This is a genomic window from Streptomyces sp. NPDC048424 (assembly GCF_040651555.1).
Taxonomy (GTDB): Bacteria; Actinomycetota; Actinomycetes; order Streptomycetales; family Streptomycetaceae; genus Streptomyces.
Genome location: NZ_JBEZKE010000017.1, coordinates 39,915 through 55,451 on the forward strand (window position 1 = coordinate 39,915; position 15,537 = coordinate 55,451).

17 protein-coding genes are annotated in these 15,537 nt (G+C 73.6%); 10 read left to right on the plus strand and 7 right to left on the minus strand.

All coding sequences use genetic code 11. The features are described 5' to 3' along the window. Window positions 1-29: 29 nt before the first annotated feature. The 4 genes from AB0D29_RS23720 to AB0D29_RS23735 all read right to left on the minus strand — a co-directional run bounded on the left by AB0D29_RS23720 (window position 30) and on the right by AB0D29_RS23735 (window position 2,524). On the minus strand, window positions 30-497 hold the full coding sequence (locus AB0D29_RS23720) for a nuclear transport factor 2 family protein (RefSeq protein WP_362856858.1): 468 nt from the start codon (window positions 495-497) through the stop codon (window positions 30-32). Window positions 498-566: 69 nt separating this feature from the next. Continuing rightward, window positions 567-743 carry a hypothetical protein gene (locus tag AB0D29_RS23725; protein WP_319729209.1) on the minus strand — a complete coding sequence of 59 codons (177 nt, stop codon included), beginning with the start codon at window positions 741-743 and terminating at the stop codon, window positions 567-569. A gap of 125 nt (window positions 744-868) precedes the next feature. Continuing rightward, a complete protein-coding gene (locus AB0D29_RS23730) occupies window positions 869-1,747 on the minus strand; it encodes an undecaprenyl-diphosphate phosphatase (RefSeq protein ID WP_362856860.1) in 879 nt (292 codons plus the stop codon). Window positions 1,748-1,795: 48 nt separating this feature from the next. Beyond that, a complete protein-coding gene (locus tag AB0D29_RS23735; RefSeq protein ID WP_362856862.1) occupies window positions 1,796-2,524 on the minus strand; it encodes a VTT domain-containing protein in 729 nt (242 codons plus the stop codon). A 49-nt stretch (window positions 2,525-2,573) separates the two neighbouring features. On the opposite strand from AB0D29_RS23735, the gene AB0D29_RS23740 reads away from it, so the two are divergent. The 4 genes from AB0D29_RS23740 to AB0D29_RS23755 all read left to right on the plus strand — a co-directional run bounded on the left by AB0D29_RS23740 (window position 2,574) and on the right by AB0D29_RS23755 (window position 6,614). Further along, window positions 2,574-3,290, plus strand: a complete 717-nt coding sequence (locus AB0D29_RS23740; protein ID WP_362856864.1) for a DNA alkylation repair protein — start codon at window positions 2,574-2,576, stop codon at window positions 3,288-3,290. Window positions 3,291-3,564: 274 nt separating this feature from the next. Then, the gene (gene tuf / locus AB0D29_RS23745) at window positions 3,565-4,746 is read left to right on the plus strand and encodes an elongation factor Tu (RefSeq protein ID WP_362856866.1); all 1,182 of its coding nucleotides are present in this window, start codon (window positions 3,565-3,567) and stop codon (window positions 4,744-4,746) included. A gap of 76 nt (window positions 4,747-4,822) precedes the next feature. Then, on the plus strand, window positions 4,823-5,695 hold the full coding sequence (locus AB0D29_RS23750; RefSeq protein ID WP_362856867.1) for a patatin-like phospholipase family protein: 873 nt from the start codon (window positions 4,823-4,825) through the stop codon (window positions 5,693-5,695). A 127-nt stretch (window positions 5,696-5,822) separates the two neighbouring features. Beyond that, window positions 5,823-6,614: a fused MFS/spermidine synthase gene (locus AB0D29_RS23755; RefSeq protein WP_362857016.1), complete on the plus strand. Its 792-nt coding sequence runs from the start codon at window positions 5,823-5,825 to the stop codon at window positions 6,612-6,614. 41 nt (window positions 6,615-6,655) lie between these two features. Here the strand turns inward: AB0D29_RS23755 and AB0D29_RS23760 are convergent, their stop codons facing one another. Then, a complete protein-coding gene (locus AB0D29_RS23760; RefSeq protein ID WP_362856869.1) occupies window positions 6,656-7,981 on the minus strand; it encodes an MFS transporter in 1,326 nt (441 codons plus the stop codon). A gap of 70 nt (window positions 7,982-8,051) precedes the next feature. Next, the gene (locus tag AB0D29_RS23765; RefSeq protein ID WP_362856871.1) at window positions 8,052-9,059 is read right to left on the minus strand and encodes a hypothetical protein; all 1,008 of its coding nucleotides are present in this window, start codon (window positions 9,057-9,059) and stop codon (window positions 8,052-8,054) included. Window positions 9,060-9,155: 96 nt separating this feature from the next. Here AB0D29_RS23765 and AB0D29_RS23770 point away from each other — a divergent pair, with 96 nt between their 5' ends. The 5 genes from AB0D29_RS23770 (at window position 9,156) to AB0D29_RS23790 (ending at window position 14,047) form a co-directional block, all read left to right on the plus strand. Beyond that, window positions 9,156-9,608, plus strand: a complete 453-nt coding sequence (locus AB0D29_RS23770) for a DUF4442 domain-containing protein (protein WP_199920759.1) — start codon at window positions 9,156-9,158, stop codon at window positions 9,606-9,608. Between the two features lie 164 nt (window positions 9,609-9,772). Continuing rightward, window positions 9,773-9,973: a type II toxin-antitoxin system VapB family antitoxin gene (locus AB0D29_RS23775; RefSeq protein WP_351590690.1), complete on the plus strand. Its 201-nt coding sequence runs from the start codon at window positions 9,773-9,775 to the stop codon at window positions 9,971-9,973. 114 nt (window positions 9,974-10,087) lie between these two features. Then, window positions 10,088-12,616, plus strand: a complete 2,529-nt coding sequence (locus tag AB0D29_RS23780; protein WP_362856873.1) for a glycoside hydrolase family 3 C-terminal domain-containing protein — start codon at window positions 10,088-10,090, stop codon at window positions 12,614-12,616. Window positions 12,617-12,674: 58 nt separating this feature from the next. Continuing rightward, the gene (locus AB0D29_RS23785; protein ID WP_362856875.1) at window positions 12,675-13,346 is read left to right on the plus strand and encodes a DedA family protein; all 672 of its coding nucleotides are present in this window, start codon (window positions 12,675-12,677) and stop codon (window positions 13,344-13,346) included. Then, complete coding sequence (locus tag AB0D29_RS23790) at window positions 13,343-14,047, plus strand: ankyrin repeat domain-containing protein (RefSeq protein ID WP_362856876.1); 705 nt, start codon at window positions 13,343-13,345, stop codon at window positions 14,045-14,047. Before AB0D29_RS23785 ends, AB0D29_RS23790 begins: the two co-directional genes overlap by 4 nt. Here the strand turns inward: AB0D29_RS23790 and AB0D29_RS23795 are convergent. After that, a complete protein-coding gene (locus AB0D29_RS23795; RefSeq protein ID WP_351590640.1) occupies window positions 14,044-14,589 on the minus strand; it encodes a gamma carbonic anhydrase family protein in 546 nt (181 codons plus the stop codon). The two genes, AB0D29_RS23790 and AB0D29_RS23795, sit on opposite strands and share 4 nt — an antisense overlap. Before the next feature lie 150 nt (window positions 14,590-14,739). Between AB0D29_RS23795 and AB0D29_RS23800 the strand changes: the two genes are divergently transcribed. Beyond that, a complete protein-coding gene (locus AB0D29_RS23800; RefSeq protein ID WP_362856878.1) occupies window positions 14,740-15,501 on the plus strand; it encodes an acyltransferase in 762 nt (253 codons plus the stop codon). Window positions 15,502-15,537: the final 36 nt, after the last annotated feature.

The following is a 15,537-nucleotide window of genomic DNA, read 5'->3' on the forward strand; positions in this document are numbered from 1 at the left end:
CCAGTCTGGCAGTGCAGGGCCGGGCAGGCTCAGGCGGACATGTGCCGCCAGGTCTCGTGCACGGTGACGCGGGTGAGCCGCCAGCCGTCACGGGTGCGGGCCAGTGCGAAGGAGTAGCGTCCGGCGGCGACGAAGTTGGGCGCGGTGACCGTGCCGTCGAACTCCGGACCCGCCAGGCGCATCGGGTTGAGGAAGTCGGCCCGGACCTCGGCGCTGTCGCCGGGTGAGCCGCCCAGGTCCTCCAGCCGGACCAGCCGGTTGACGATCAGGTGCTGACGCACGGGGAAGAGCTTCATGGTCTCCGCGAGCCAGTCCGCGACCTCACCCACCGACCCCTCGATCCCGCCCGCCGAGCTGTAGTCGGCCCGTCCGGAGGCGGTGAAGAGGGCACGGTAGGCGGCCCAGTCGCCGTCGTCGACGGCCACCGCGTACCCCGTGACCACCTCGTCGATCGCCAGCCGGTCCATTACCGTCGCGAGATCCACACGCTGAGTCATCGGGTCAGTGTGGGGCTGCGCGTGCCCGAGGCCAAGGGGCGTGCGCGGACCGGATCTTCCCGCGGGCGCTCAGTGACCGGAACGGGCCTCCCGCTGCCGGACCACGACGAGGAACGCATCGCTGTCCAGGTCCATGACCACCTCGGCCGGCACCCCCTCCCGCATCCGCTGCGCCGCGTACTCCTCGGCGGGCCAGCTCCCCCTCGGACTTCCGGCCGGAAAACGCTCCAGTACCACTCGACCCATGGGACACCCCCTGCTTGCTTGCCTTCCGGTCTCTTCAGGTCTCTTCAGGCACAACGACGCGGAAGCCGCCCGGGAACGTTCCCGAGCGGCTTCCGGTTCACACGAAGCGGTGGTGCGGGGGCCTGCTAGGAGCCGGACTCACCCGCGTGCGGGCTCAGCACGTCCGCGCCGATCAGCGCGAACAGCAGGATGCCCAGCAGGATCCGGTAGATCACGAAGGGCATGAAGCTCTTGGTCGAGATGAACTTCATGAACCACGCGATCACGGCGTAGCCCACGAAGAAGGCGATGACCGTCGCGAAGACCGTCGGACCCCAGGAGATGTGTCCCGGCTCCTCGATCACGTCCTTGATCTCGAACGCGCCGGAGGCCAGCACGGCCGGGATGGCCAGCAGGAAGGAGTAGCGCGCCGCGGCCTCGCGGGTGAAGCCCAGCAGCAGACCGCCGGAGATCGTCGCGCCGGACCGGGAGACGCCCGGGATCAGCGCCATCGCCTGGCAGAGACCGAAGATCAGGCCGTCCTTGACGCCCAGCTGCTGGAGCGTCTTGCGCTCGCGGATGGCGCGGTGCCGGCCGCCTTCCTCGTCGCGCGCGGCCAGCCGGTCGGCGACGCCCAGCACGACGCCCATCACGATGAGGGTGGTCGCCGTCAGCCGCAGGTCGCGGGCCGGGCCCACGATCGCGTCCTTGAAGACCAGACCGAGGACGCCGATCGGAATCGAGCCGACGATCACCAGCCAGCCCATCTTGGCGTCCTGCTCGGAGCGCAGGGCCTTCGTGTACAGGGAGCGGAACCAGGTGGAGATGATCCGCGCGATGTCCTTGCGGAAGTAGATCAGCACGGCGGCCTCGGTGCCGATCTGCGTGATGGCCGTGAAGGCCGCTCCCGGGTCGTGCCAGCCGGCGAACGCCGCGGTCAGCCGCAGGTGGGCGCTGGAGGAGATCGGGAGGAACTCCGTAAGCCCCTGGACGAGACCGAGGATTAGGGATTCGAACCAGCTCATGTCGGGGTGCGCTCGTCCTTGTGATCGTCGGGCAGTTCGCCCCCGATGCTAGGGCCCGTGCGAAGTGCCGCTGACCACTGGGGGGTGCTGGGGCGTCAGCTCGTACGAAGAATCCAGGGTCCGCGGGGGTGCCAGGCGGTGCCGCTTGCGCCAGGCGACGGCTCCGGCCCCCACCACCGAGACCACGATGAAGCCGAAGGAGACGAGGAAGGCGGGCGAACCGGGGGAGGAGGCGCTGGCCCCCGCGATCACGTACGCCGCGGTGTTCGGGACGACGCCGATCGCCGTGGCGAGGAGGAAGGGGCCCCAGCCGCAGCGGGACACCGCCGCGCAGTAGTTGGCCACCACGAAGGGAACCCCGGGGAAGAGCCGGACGGCGAGCATCGAGCGGAAGCCGTGCCGGCTGAGCTGGCCGTCCGCCGCCTCCAGCCAGCGGCCGCGCAGATACGGACGCAAGGCTTCCTGGCCCATGATCCGGCCGAGGCCGAAGGCGATCCCGGCGCCCAGGACGGTGCCGCCGACCGCGGCGACGAGGCCGAACTGGGTGCCGAAGACGGCTCCCGCGGCCAGGTTCAGCAGGGGGCGCGGTACGAAGGCCGCCGCGCACACCCCGTACGCGGCTGCGAACAGCAGGACCGCCGTGCCCACCGGGAGGCCCGGGGGCCAGCCCTCCGAGAGCAGCCGCTGGGGCTCGAACAGCAGCACGCACACGCCGGCCGCCACGAGCAGCACGACGAGCAGCGACAGCCGGGTCCACGGCGCGAGGAGGAGGGACATCCCGGGAGACTAGCCGACGTATGCGGCGTCGCGCCGTAATCTGGGCCTCATGCCGTCGAACGGCCGACGACCCCCGCGGGTTCCCGGCAGCGCCCTCGCGGACACCCTGCTGGAGCGGCTGACCGGGACGTACGCGGCCGCCGCCGACCCCGTGCGGGCCGAGGCGATGACCGCGTACATGAAGGACGCCGCGCCCTTCCTCGGCATCCCCACACCGCTGCGCCGGGACCTGTCCAAGGCGGTGCTCCGGGACACCCCCAGGCCGTCCGAGGCGGACTGCGCCGCGCTCGCGCTGCGCTGCTGGCGGCTCCCGGAGCGCGAGTACCACTACTTCGCGGTGGACTACCTGCGCCGCCACGTCTCCCGGTGCTCCTCCGGCTTCCTGCCGGTGGTCCGGCACCTGATCGTCACCGTTCCCTGGTGGGACACCGTCGACCTGCTGGCCGCGCACGCGGTCGGCCCGCTGGTGGCCGCCGACCCGGACCTGGCGCGGGTGATGGACGAGTGGATCGAGGACGAGGACCTCTGGCTCGCCCGCGCCGCCCTGCTGCACCAGCTCCGCTACAAGGCCGCCACCGATTCCGGGCGCCTCTTCGCCTACTGCCGCCGCCGGGCCGGCCACCCGGACTTCTTCCTGCGCAAGGCCATCGGCTGGGCCCTGCGCGAGTACGCGAAGACCGACCCCGACGCGGTGCGCGCCTTCGTCGAGTCCGAACGCGGTTCCCTGTCCCCGCTGTCCGTGCGCGAGGCGCTCAAGAACCTCTGAGGGCCCGCCGGTTCACCCCGTAAATCATTCGACGGGCCCGGGGCCGTCCGGCAGGATCAGGGGCATGTCCCGGTTCGCCTTCCCCGCAGCGCCGTCCGCAGTCGCGGACGCGCCGAAGGCTGCCGCATTCGCTTTCCCCGCAGAGGCCTTCGCCGCATTCGACGGCGCACGAAGCTGACCCTTCCCGGATCGTCCGGCGGACCCCACAGGGGGAGGGTCGGCTCGGCTCAGGGGTCCCGTCCACGCTTCGAGCAACGGGAAGAGACAAGCGATCATGGCCAAGACGGCCTTCGTGCGGACCAAGCCGCACCTCAACATCGGCACCATGGGTCACGTCGACCACGGCAAGACCACCCTCACCGCCGCCATCACCAAGGTCCTCGCCGAGCGCGGCGGCGCCTCCTTCGTGCCCTTCGACCGCATCGACCGGGCCCCCGAGGAGGCCCGCCGCGGGATCACCATCAACCTCACGCACGTCGAGTACGAGACCGACACCCGGCACTACGCCCACGTGGACATGCCCGGTCACGCGGACTACATCAAGAACATGGTCACCGGGGCCGCGCAGCTCGACGGGGCGATCCTCGTCGTCTCCGCCCTCGACGGGGTCATGCCGCAAACGGCCGAGCACGTGCTCCTCGCCCGGCAGGTCGGCGTCGACCACATCGTCGTCGCCCTGAACAAGGCCGACGCCGGGGACCCCGAGCTGACCGACCTGGTCGAGCTGGAGGTCCGCGAGCTGCTCACCGCCCACGGCTACGGCGGGGACGCCGCGCCGGTCGTACGGGTCTCCGGACTCGGGGCGCTGGAGGGCGACCCGCGGTGGACCGGGGCGATCGAGGCGCTGCTGGACGCGGTGGACACGTACGTGCCGACTCCGGTGCGCTACACGGACGCGCCGTTCCTGCTCCCCGTGGAGAACGTGCTCACCATCACCGGGCGCGGGACCGTCGTCACCGGAGCCGTCGAGCGCGGCAGCGTCCGCCTCGGCGACCGCGTCGCCGTCCTCGGCGGCGACGGCGAGCCGGCCGAGACGGTCGTCACCGGGCTGGAGACCTTCGGGAAGCCGATGGAGTCCGCCGAGGCCGGGGACAACGTCGCGCTGCTGCTGCGCGGGGTCCCGCGCGACGGCGTGCGCCGCGGACACGTGGTGGCCGCGCCCGGCAGCGTGACGCCCAAGCGGCACTTCACCGCGCAGGTGTACGTGCTCTCCGGGCGCGAGGGCGGCCGTACGACGCCGATCGCCACCGGCTACCGGCCGCAGTTCTACATCCGCACCGCCGACGTGGTGGGCGACGTGGACCTGGGCGGGGCCGGCGTGGCCCGGCCGGGGCAGACGGTCACGATGACCGTCGAGCTCGGGCGGGACGTCCCGCTGGAGTCGGGGCTCGGCTTCGCGATCCGCGAGGGCGGGCGGACGGTCGGCGCGGGCACGGTCACGGCCGTCCTGGGCTGACCCGGGCGGTCGGGGCCGTACCGACCCCTCTGTGGTGACGGCGGAGCCGCTGCGTCAGACTGCCGTCACCACAGGCATGCGCGGAGCAGAGGGGCGGGCGGAGATGGGCGGCGACACGGCACTCGTGCTGGGCGGCGGGGGACTGACGGGCGTGGGCTGGGAGTGCGGAATCCTGTACGGGCTCGCCCGCGCGGGCGTCGACCTCACCACCGCCGACCTCGTCGTCGGCACCTCGGCGGGCTCGGTGGTCGGCGCCCAGCTCACCTCGGGGCAGCTGTCCGCGCAGGAGCTGTACGAGCGCCAGCTCGGCGACGCCACCGGGGAGATCGCCGCGAAACTGGGGGCCGGCGTCATCGCGCGGTACGCCCTCGCGATGGCCCGCTCCCGCAACGCGACGGCCTACCGGCAGCGGGTCGGCGCCATGGCCCTGGCCGCCGACACCGCGGCGGAGGCCGAGCGCCGCGAGGTGCTCGCGGCCCGGCTGGTCTCCCACGAATGGCCCGAGCGGCGGCTCGTGGTCACCGCCGTGGACGCGCTCACCGGCGAACCGGCCGACTTCGACAAGGAGAGCGGCGCGGGGCTCGTGGACGCGGTCTCGGCGAGCTGCGCCGTGCCGGGCGTATGGCCGCCGGTGACGGTCGGCGGACGGCGGTTCATCGACGGAGGCGTCCGTTCCGCCACCAACGCCGACCTCGCCGCGGGGTACGCGCGCGTCGTGGTCATCGCGCCGATCTCGCTCGGCTCCGGGCTCGTCCCCTCGCCGGCCGCGCAGGCGGCGCGGCTGCGGGAAGCGGGGGCGCGGGTGCTGGTGATCAGCCCGTCGGCGCAGGCCCGCAAGGCCTTCGGGCGCAACGTGCTCGACCCGGCCCGGCGGGACCCCGCGGCGCGGGCCGGTCTGGCGCAGGCGGTCGAGCACGTCGAGGCGGCGGCCGCGGTCTGGTCCGGCTGAGCCGGGAGGGGGCCGGCCGGTCCAGCCCCCTGCAGACCGCCCCGTTGCGGACCGGCCCGACAATGGTGGGGTGAGCGACGAACAGATCCCGGTCATCCGGGACGTGGGCCAGGGCACCGCCAAGCTGATGCCGGACGTGGACGGTGAGCGGGCCTGGCTGCTGACCGTCGACGGGGCCCCGCAGTCGTACGTGGACCTGGACGATCCGCAGCACCTGGAGTTCGAGTACGTACGCCGCCTCGCACACGTCCTGGACTGCGCGGCGGAGCCGGGGCGCGCACTGGACCTCCTGCACCTGGGCGGCGGCGCGCTCACCCTTCCGCGGTACGCGGCGGCGACCCGGGCGGGCTCCCGGCAGGCGGTCGTCGAGTTCGACGCGGGCCTGGTCGAGCTGGTCGCCGAACACCTGCCGCTGCCGGCGGGGTCCGGGATCACGGTGCACACCGCCGATGCCCGGGCCTGGCTGGAGGCGGCGCCCGCGGCGAGCGCGGACGTGGTCGTGGCCGACGTCTTCGGCGGCTCGCGGGTGCCGGCGCAGCTGACGTCGGTGGAGTACGCGCGGGCGGCGGCGCGGGTGCTGCGGCCCGGCGGGCTGTACGCGGCGAACCTGGCGGACGGGGCGCCGTTCGACTTCCTGCGGGCGCAGCTGGCGAACTTCGCGGAGGCGTTCGGGGAGCTGGCACTGATCGCGGAGCCGGGGGTGCTGCGGGGGAGGCGGTTCGGGAACGCGGTGCTGCTGGCTTCCGATGTGGTGCTTCCGGTGGCCGCGCTGGCCCGGCGGTGCGCGGGGGACGTGTTTCCGGCGAGGGTGGAGTACGGGGACGGGCTGGTGCGGTTCAGGAAGGGGGCGGTGCCGGTGGCCGACGCGGACGCGGGGCCGTCGCCGGCTCCGCCGGAGGGTGCGTTCTCGGTGGGGTAGCCGGCTCGCTGCCGCGCCGTGCCGGGGCTCCGCCCCGCGCCTCAAACGCCGGCGGGGCTGGAAGGGGCGGAGGGGGCGGCGGGGTTGGACGGGGCGGGCTGTTTGATGAGGATGGCCGGTTTGGTCTTGCGGGTCATGTGGCGGACGTCCGGGATCAGGAGGACGAGGGCCGTGGCCAGGACGACCAGGGACGCGCAGCCCCACAGGGCCTCGGTGCGGCCGAAGGCCGTCTCGGCCGGGCCGGCCAGGGCGGTCGCCAGAGGCAGCATCGACACCGAGCCGAACCAGTCGTAGGCGGAGACCCGGGAGAACTTCTCCTCCGGGATCTCCTGGTGCATCGTGGTCATCCAGTTCACGCCGAAGACCTCGATCGCGGCTCCGCTGACGAACATCACCGCGCACAGCCCCCACACGGGCAGCGGCACGGCGAGGCCCGCCGACGGCAGCGCCAGCGGGAACACGCACAGCGTGCCGATCAGCAGCAGCCGGCGCGGTTTCCACGCCATCATCAGGACGGCCCCGGCGATGGTGCCGACCCCGAAGAAGGCCAGGGCCACGCCCCAGGGAGCCGCCCCGCCCAACCGGTCCCGGGCGACCAGCGGACCGTAGACCGCCTCCGCGGCGCCCACGACGGCGACGACGACGGAGAACTGGAGCACGATGCTCCACAGCCAGGGGCGGGTGCGGACCTCCACCCATCCCTCGCGCAGGTCGGCCAGCAGGCCGCCGCCGGGGGCCCGGTCGGGGACGTGGCTCACGTCGAGGAACGCGCGCAGCAGGCCCGCGACGGCAAAGGCGGCCGCGTCCACGGCCAGGACCCAGCCCGGGCCCAATACGGCGATCATCGCCCCGCCGAGGGCGGCGCCGCCGATGCCCGCGCCGTTCATCGCCATGCGGAACAGCGCGAAGGCCCGGTTGGAGTGCTCGCCGGAGACCGTGGACAGCAGCATGCCCTCGGCCGCGGGATTGAAGAAGGCCGTGCCGGTGCCGCACAGGGCGGTCAGCAGCATCATTTGCCACAGCTGGGGGTCGCCGGTGAGGACGAGCAGTGCGAAGGCGGCCTGCGAGAGGCAGTTCAGGGCGTTGGCCGCGACCATCACGCGGTGGCGCGGCAGCCGGTCGGCGATGGCGCCGCCGATGAGCAGGAAGAGGACGAGCGGCAGCGTACGGGCGGCCGCGACCAGTCCGATGTCGCCGCTGGACCCGCCGGCCTCCATCACCGCGAAGGTGGCCGCGATGAGCGCTCCGTGGCTGCCGAGGTTCGTGACGACCGCCGCACCCGTGAGCAGGGTGTAGTTGCGGCCCGCCCAGTCGGGCCGGCGGCGGGGTGCGGGCGTACGGGGTGCTGCGGCGGGGGGAGAACTCACCCCCGGACTATCCCCGCCCCGGGCCAAGAATCCAAACGGATTCCCGGACCCGGGGCGGTGGTGGCGGAGATCAGCCGGTGGAGAGCCGGATCGAGCTGAGCATCTTGTCGGAGACGTCGGTCGGGACCTCGTCCTTCACGCCCGCCGCGCCGACGATCACGAAGCTGGCGAAGTCACCGACGGCGTTCTTGAAGCCGAAGCCGATCGCCTTGCCGTCGGAGGAGCACTTGTTCTCCTTCTTCACGTTCGGAGCGGTCGCGACCACCGTGTGGCCCTTGAGGCCGGAGGCGGTCGTGTACTCCTTGGCCTCGCTGACCTTCACCGTGCCCTTGGGCTCCTTCTGGGCGTACGCCGCCCAGACCCAGGTGCCGGTGTTGTCGGTCGCCACCTGGGCCGTGTCCTTGGCGCCCTGGGCACCCTTGACGCCGGTGTCCGCGAGCGAGTACTTCTCCGGGGTGCCGTCCGCGTTCTTGTCGACCGTGCACCACTCCTGCTTGAGGGTGGCGGTCCCGGACATCGTGACGACGGGCTTGCCGTCGGCCTCGTCGGTGATCGAGATGGACACCCCGGAGTCGTTGACGTTCCACTCGGGGGGCACGTCGTAGGCGACGTTGTACTTGGTGTTGACGACGACCTTCCAGCCCGGGATGACGGGCTGCATGCTGCCGCCGGCCCGCGGGTTGGCGCTGCTGCCGGCCGGCGCGGGTGCCTCGGTGGCTGCCGGGGAGCTGGCCGCCGGGGGCTTGTCGTTGGCCTCGGTCTTCTTGTCGTCCCGGGTGAAGACGTACGCGCCGGTTCCGGCGGCCGCCACGATGACGGCGGCCGCCGCGACGATGGCCACGGTCTTGGTCGAGTACGGGCTCCCGCCGCCGCCCTGGGGCTGCTGGGGCTGCTGGGGCGGGCCCCACTGCTGGCCGGGAACGCCCGCGGGCGGCTGGTACCCCGGCTGCTGCGGGTATCCGTAACCGGCCTGCTGCTGGTACGGGTTCGGCTGCCCCGGCTGCTGCTGGTAGGGGTTCTGGTGCGCGTCCTGAGGGTTCTGTTCGCCCCCGGGGGGCTGCTGCTGTCCTGGCCACATGGCCGGTAACGATAGTGGGAGCGGACCACGCCAGCCACGGCCGCCCCCTTGCAGGCTCTGGCCAAGGCCATCTACTCGCGGGTAACATCGTGTTCCATGAGCGCAGATCAGATGAACGTGGGCGAACTGCTCGCCGCGACGGTGCCGATGGCCCGGACCCTGAACCTCCAGTTCCTGGAGACCACGCCCGAGCGCGCGGTCGTCCGGCTTCCGGACCAGCCCGACTACCACAACCACGTCGGCGGCCCGCACGCCGGCGCCATGTTCACCCTCGCCGAGTCCGCGAGCGGTGCGATCGTCCTGGCCGCCTTCAGCGACCAGCTGTCGCGCGCCGTGCCCCTCGCCGTGAAGGCCGAGATCGGCTACAAGAAGCTCGCCAAGGGCGTCGTGACCGCCACCGCCACCCTCGGCCGCCCGGCCGCGGAGGTCATCGCCGAACTCGACGCGGGCGGCCGCCCCGAGTTCCCGGTCACCATCGCCATCCAGCGCGAGGACGAGGCCGTGACCGGCGAGATGACCGTCGTCTGGACCCTGCGCCCCAACGCATAGGTTCCCGGCGCCGCAGCGAAGGGCCCCCGCCTCTGCCGAGCGGGGGCCTTTCGCATGCCCGCGCTCCCGCGGCCGGACGAGTCGGCTCCACGAACCGGCGGAACCACGCGATCCAGGGGCGTGCGACGGCTAGAGTCCGTCGGACGACGATGGAGGGAGCACCCGTGGCCAAGGTCAACATCAGCCTCGATGCCGAGCTCGTGGTGGAGGTGATGGTGCTCGCCGGAGTCGGCTCGCCGCAGGACGCGGTGGAGGCCGTCGTACGGGACTACATCGCGCGCGGGCACCGCACCGAGGCGCGGATCCAGCGGCAGGACGAGCCGCGGCGGACCGCCGACACCCTGCCGCCGCTGCCGGAGGGCTGAACCTGACGTCCGCGGTGGCGCGTCTCGGCGGAGCCCGCGGACGCGCGGCGCACAATGGGCGGGGGAGCGGTCCGGCGCGGGCCGCTCCCGCCGAACCCGCCGCAGGGAGCGCCGATGAGCGAAGCCGTGTCCAGACGTTCGGCGATGCGGCTGCTCGCAGCGGCGGGCGGGGCGGGCGCGGCCCTCGGAACGGAGGCCTGCGCGCCCACCGTGCCGCCGGGTGCGGGGCCCCGCACCACCGCGCCCGCGGCGGGGGCTCCGGCAGGACCCGCCGCCGGGCCCGCGGGCTCGGGCGCCGCCCGCATCGAAGCCCTGCTGGAGCGGCTCACCCTCGACGAGAAGACCGCCCTGCTGCACGGCGCCCGGGACCCGGCCCCCCTCGGCCAGGCCGGCTACGTGCCCGGCGTACCGCGCCTGGGCGTCCCGGCGCTGCGCCTCGCCGACGGGCCCGCCGGGGTGCACGTGGCCGAGCCCGCCACCGCGCTGCCCGCGCCGGTCCTGCTCGCCTCCGCCTTCGACCCGGCGCTGGCCCGCGAGTACGGGCGGGTCCTCGGCCGCGAGGGCCGCGCGCTCGGCCAGGACGTCCTGCTGGCGCCGATGGCCAACCTCATCCGGACCCCGTACGCGGGCCGCAACTTCGAGACCTTCGCCGAGGACCCGCGGCTGACGGCGGACCTGGTCGCGGCGGTGGTCCGCGGCGTCCAGGACGAAGGGCTCATCGCCACCGTCAAGCACTTCGCCCTCAACAACCAGGAACACGGCCGCGACACCGTCGACGTGATCGCCGCCGAGCAGACCCTGCACGAGACCGAGCTGCGGGGCTTCGAGGCCGCGGTGGCGGCCGGCGCGGGCGCCGTGATGGGCGCGTACAACCGGGTCAACGGCGTCCACGCCTGCGAGAACAAGCCGCTGCTCGACGAACTGCTGCGCGGGAGCTGGGGGTTCGACGGCTGGGTGATGTCCGACTGGAACGCCACCCACAGCACCGTCGCCGCCATCGGCGCCGGCCTCGACATGGAACTGCCCGGCGGCACCCACTTCGGCGGGCCGCTGCGCGAGGCGGTGCGCGGCGGTTCCGTGACCGAGGCCGCCGTCGACCTCGCCGTCCACCGGATCCTGACCACCATGGACCGCTTCGGGCTGCTGGCGGCCCGGCCCGCCGCCCGGCCCGCGCGCAACGCCGCCGCCGGGGCCCGGATCGCCCGCAAGGTGGCCACCGCCGGAGCCGTGCTGCTGCGCAACGAAGCCGGCACCCTCCCCCTGACCGGCGCCGCCGCGCGCTCGATCGCGGTGATCGGCCCCACCGCCCAGGTGCCGTTCGTCGGCGGTGGTGGCAGCGCGCACGTGGTCCCGGACGGGGCGGCCGCCCCGCTCACCGCCCTGCGGCAGCGGGCCGGGAACGGCTCCACCGTGCGCCACGCCCTCGGCGAGGACCTGTACGGACGGCCGCTCCCCGCGAACCTGCTGACCCCGGCCGCCGGCCTGGACGACCAGCGGGTGGCCGCCGGGCGGGAGTGGAGCCACGCGGGCGAGTTCCGACTGGCGGCGGACGACGAGTGGACCCTGATCGTCCACTACACCGGGCAGCGGCCAGCCGTGCGCCTCGACGGCGAGGAGCTGTTCCCCGTCCTGCAGGGGATGGCCGAGCACTTCGCCGGCGGACTGCTCGGCTCCGCACCCGACGGGATGGCCGTCCGCCGCCGCACCCTCGCCCTCAAGGCGGGCCCCCACCGGCTCACCGTGAACGCCCGGGGCGGCGAGGCGGGCCAGCGCTTCCGGCTCCGGCACACCACCGGGGCGAGCCGGGCCGGGGACCTCGCCGAGGCCGTGCGGACCGCCAAGTCGGCCCGCAGCGTGGTCCTGTTCGCGTACGAGGACGCCACCGAGGGCCGGGACCGGACCTCCCTGGCCCTGCCGGGCGGGCAGGAGCGGCTGATCGAGGCGGTGGCCGCCGCGAACCCCCGTACGACCGTGGTGCTCAACACCTCCTCCGCCACGACCATGCCGTGGCTCGCCCGTACCGGGGCGGTCCTCCAGATGTACTACCCGGGCCAGGAGGGGGCAGGTGCCACGGCCGACGTCCTCTTCGGCGACGTGGACCCGGGCGGCCGCCTCACCCAGACCTTCCCGGCCGACGAACGGGCGACCCCGGTCGGCGGCGACCCGCTGCGCTACCCGGGCGTGGGCGGCCGGCAGGAGTACGCCGAGGGCGTCCACGTCGGCCACCGCTGGTACGACGCGCAGCAGGTGGCGCCGCTGTTCCCCTTCGGGCACGGGCTCTCGTACACGACCTGGCACTACGAGAGGCTCACGGTCCGGCCGGAGCGCGGCGGGGTGCGCGCGGAGTTCACCGTCCGCAACACCGGCCGCCGCAAGGGCACCGAAGTGGCCCAGGTGTACGTCGGCCCGTCCCCGGAGCTCCAGCTCGACCAGCCGGTGCGCGCACTGGCCGGCTACCGGCGGCTCACCCTGGCGCCCGGCGAGGCGCAGCGGGTCACCGTCGACGTCGACGCCCGGGCGTTGTCCTCGTGGGACCCGGAGCGGCACGCGTGGGTGCTGGGTTCCGGCCGCCGGGAGGTGTTCGCGGGCCGTTCCTCCCGCGAGCTGCCGCTGAAGTCAAAGGTGGTGGTGGCGAGCCGATAGGCTGCCCGTTCGGCGTGTCACAGGGGGCGCGCCGGGGACGACACGGGAGGACGTACCGGTGCACATCCAGGAATGGCTGGAGACGATTCCGGCGGTCAGCATCTATCTCCTGGTGGGTCTGGTCATCGGGCTGGAGAGCCTCGGCATTCCGCTGCCGGGCGAGATCATCCTGGTCAGCTCGGCGCTGCTGGCCTCACAGCACGGCGAGATCGACCCCGTGATCCTGGGGCTCTGCGCGATCACCGGGGCGATCGTGGGTGACTCGATCGGCTACGCGATCGGCCGCCGGGGCGGCAAGCCGCTGCTGGAGAAGCTGGGACGGCGCTTCCCCAAGCACTTCGGGCCGCAGCAGGTGGCGCTGGCGGAACGCTCCTTCGAGAAGTGGGGCATGTGGGCCGTCTTCTTCGGGCGGTTCGTGGCGCTGCTGCGGATCTTCGCGGGGCCGCTGGCGGGCGTGCTGCACATGCCGTACTGGCGCTTCCTCGTCGCGAACGTCCTCGGCGGGATCCTCTGGGCGGGCGGCACCACCGCCGTCATCTACACGGTCGGCATCGTCGCGGAGCCGTGGCTGAAGCGGTTCTCCTGGCTGGCCCTGGGCCTGGCCGTGCTGTTCGGTCTCGTGGTGACCCTGGTGGTGCGCAGCCGGATGAAGAAGGCGGCCGCCGAGGCGGGCGCGGCGGGGGCGGCGATCCCCGCGCAGTCGGAGGCTCGGGCGACGGTCGGCGAGTGACGGCGGCGGAGCTGCCGGACCCGCACTGGTCGCACTGGTCGAACGAGGGCCGGGAAGACCACTACCACTCGCTGGCGAACGGCCTCGGACGCGCCGCCGAGGCCGGGGACACGGACCTGGTGCGGCGCCTGCTGGCCGAGGGAGCCGACGTCGACGCCTGGGTCCAGGGCGGCCGCAGGGCGCTGGACCTGGCGGTCTGCGCGGGGCACGCGGACGTCGTGCGGCTGCTCCTTGCCGCGGGCGCCGACCCCCGGCTCGTCGCCGGACCGTACTACGAGTCGGGGCACCTGTCGCTGGCGGCGATGAACGGGCACACGGACGTCGTACGGGCGCTCCTCGGCGCGGGTGTCGACCCGAACGGTCCGGAGGGAAAGCTCAACCACGTGCCGCTGGTCCTCGCGGCCACCACCGTGGAGGGCGGGTACCCGGAAACCGTGGACCTGCTGCTGGAGCGGGGCGCCGACATCGAGGAACGGATGAAGGGCAAGACGGCCCTCGACTGGGCGGCCGCCTGCGGATACCCCGCGATGGTGGAGCGACTGCTCGCGCGCGGCGCCGCGGTCACGAAGGAGACCGTGCTCGGCGCGATGGCGGGCCGCAGGCGCAGCGTCGACGGCGTCATCACGTACGGCCGGCGCGATCGCGGCCCGGAATTCGCGGCCGTCCTGTCCGCACTCCGGGTCGCGTGGGAGTCGCGTTAGCCCTCCGGGGTGACCGAGGCGCGGTGCTGCTTGGCCAGCTCCACGTACATCAGGGCGTTGATCCGGATGTGCTCGCGCTCCTCCTCGGACAGCTCGCGGCGCACCTTGGCGGGGACGCCCGCCACCAGCGAGCCGGGCGGCACGACCATGCCCTGCGGGACCAGCGCCTGCGCGGCGACCAGCGAACCGGCGCCGATGACCGCGCCGTTCAGCACGGTCGCGCCCATGCCGATCAGACAGTCGTCCTCGACGGTGCAGCCGTGCACGACGGCGTTGTGGCCGATGGAGACCCGCTCGCCGATCGAGACCGGGAAGCCCGGATCCACGTGGACCGTGCAGTTGTCCTGCACGTTGCTGTCGGCGCCGAGCGTGATCGGGCCGCAGTCGGCGCGCAGCACCGCCGAGTACCAGATGCTCGCGCCGGCGGCGAGGGTGACGTCGCCGACCACGACCGAGGTGGGCGCGGTGAAGGCCGTCGGGTCGATGTCCGGGTTCTTGCCGCCGACACCCGCCACGAGTGCCTGGGCCGCCTGGTGCGTCATGTTCTCTTCCCCTGCCGTCTGTCTGTCGTCTGTCGTCCGGGTGCCGCGCCAACAGCACCGTAGGGCACGCGGCCCGGCGCACCGGCGATGGGGTGAAGATCACAGGATGGTGGTCCGGACGACCGCCGCCCGGCGCATTACCGTGGCCGGGTGCCGAAAAAGCAGAACACGTTCTCCTCTCTGACGGCGCTGCGCCGCCGGCTGGCGAGCCGCGCGGTCCACACCGGCTGGCGCTGGATGCAGCGGGCCGGCGCGGTCACCGCGCAGACCCCCGGGCCCCTGCGGTTCGGGGCGATCGGCGACGGCACCCGGCTGGCCTTCCCGCAGGGCACGATCTTCGGCGAGAAATGGATCCGGCTCGGCGGGCACTGCATCATCGGCGAGCAGGTCACCCTCACCGCCGGGATGATGCCGGACCTCGACCTGGGTGCGGAGCCGATGCTGGTGCTCGGCGACGGGGTCGTCATCGGCCGGGGCAGCCATGTCATCGCCGACGCCCGGATCACCATCGAGTCGAACACCTTCTGCGGTCCCGGGGTCTACATCACGTCCACCAACCACAGCTACGACGACCCGCACGAGCCCGTCGGCCGCCAGTGGCCGCGCAGCGCGCCCGTGGAGATCGGTCCGGGGTGCTGGCTCGGCACCGGCGCGGTGATCCTGCCGGGCGCACGACTGGGCCGCAACGTCGTGGTGGCCGCGGGGGCCGTCGTGCGGGGCGAGGTGCCCGACCACGCCGTGGTGGCGGGGGCGCCGGCGCGCATCGTACGGCGCTGGGAGCCGGAGACGGGCTGGCAGCCGCCGCTGCGCACGCCGGCGCCGGTGCCGATCCCGGACGGGATGACCCCGGAGCAGCTGCGCGGGCTGGCGCTGCTGGCGGAGGCGGAGCAGGCGCAGGTCGAGCCGGCGTAGGCCGTCTCTGCGGGTGCCTCGGTCGGGTCGGCGGGT

Coding starts and splice junctions, on each gene's coding strand:
- AB0D29_RS23720 (WP_362856858.1), bottom strand. CDS start 497: ATGACTCAGCGTGTGGATCTCGCGACGGTAATGGACCGGCTGGCGATC.
- AB0D29_RS23725 (WP_319729209.1), bottom strand. CDS start 743: ATGGGTCGAGTGGTACTGGAGCGTTTTCCGGCCGGAAGTCCGAGGGGG.
- AB0D29_RS23730 (WP_362856860.1), bottom strand. CDS start 1,747: ATGAGCTGGTTCGAATCCCTAATCCTCGGTCTCGTCCAGGGGCTTACG.
- AB0D29_RS23735 (WP_362856862.1), bottom strand. CDS start 2,524: ATGTCCCTCCTCCTCGCGCCGTGGACCCGGCTGTCGCTGCTCGTCGTG.
- AB0D29_RS23740 (WP_362856864.1), top strand. CDS start 2,574: ATGCCGTCGAACGGCCGACGACCCCCGCGGGTTCCCGGCAGCGCCCTC.
- tuf (WP_362856866.1), top strand. CDS start 3,565: ATGGCCAAGACGGCCTTCGTGCGGACCAAGCCGCACCTCAACATCGGC.
- AB0D29_RS23750 (WP_362856867.1), top strand. CDS start 4,823: ATGCGCGGAGCAGAGGGGCGGGCGGAGATGGGCGGCGACACGGCACTC.
- AB0D29_RS23755 (WP_362857016.1), top strand. CDS start 5,823: ATGCCGGACGTGGACGGTGAGCGGGCCTGGCTGCTGACCGTCGACGGG.
- AB0D29_RS23765 (WP_362856871.1), bottom strand. CDS start 9,059: ATGTGGCCAGGACAGCAGCAGCCCCCCGGGGGCGAACAGAACCCTCAG.
- AB0D29_RS23770 (WP_199920759.1), top strand. CDS start 9,156: ATGAGCGCAGATCAGATGAACGTGGGCGAACTGCTCGCCGCGACGGTG.
- AB0D29_RS23780 (WP_362856873.1), top strand. CDS start 10,088: ATGAGCGAAGCCGTGTCCAGACGTTCGGCGATGCGGCTGCTCGCAGCG.
- AB0D29_RS23795 (WP_351590640.1), bottom strand. CDS start 14,589: ATGACGCACCAGGCGGCCCAGGCACTCGTGGCGGGTGTCGGCGGCAAG.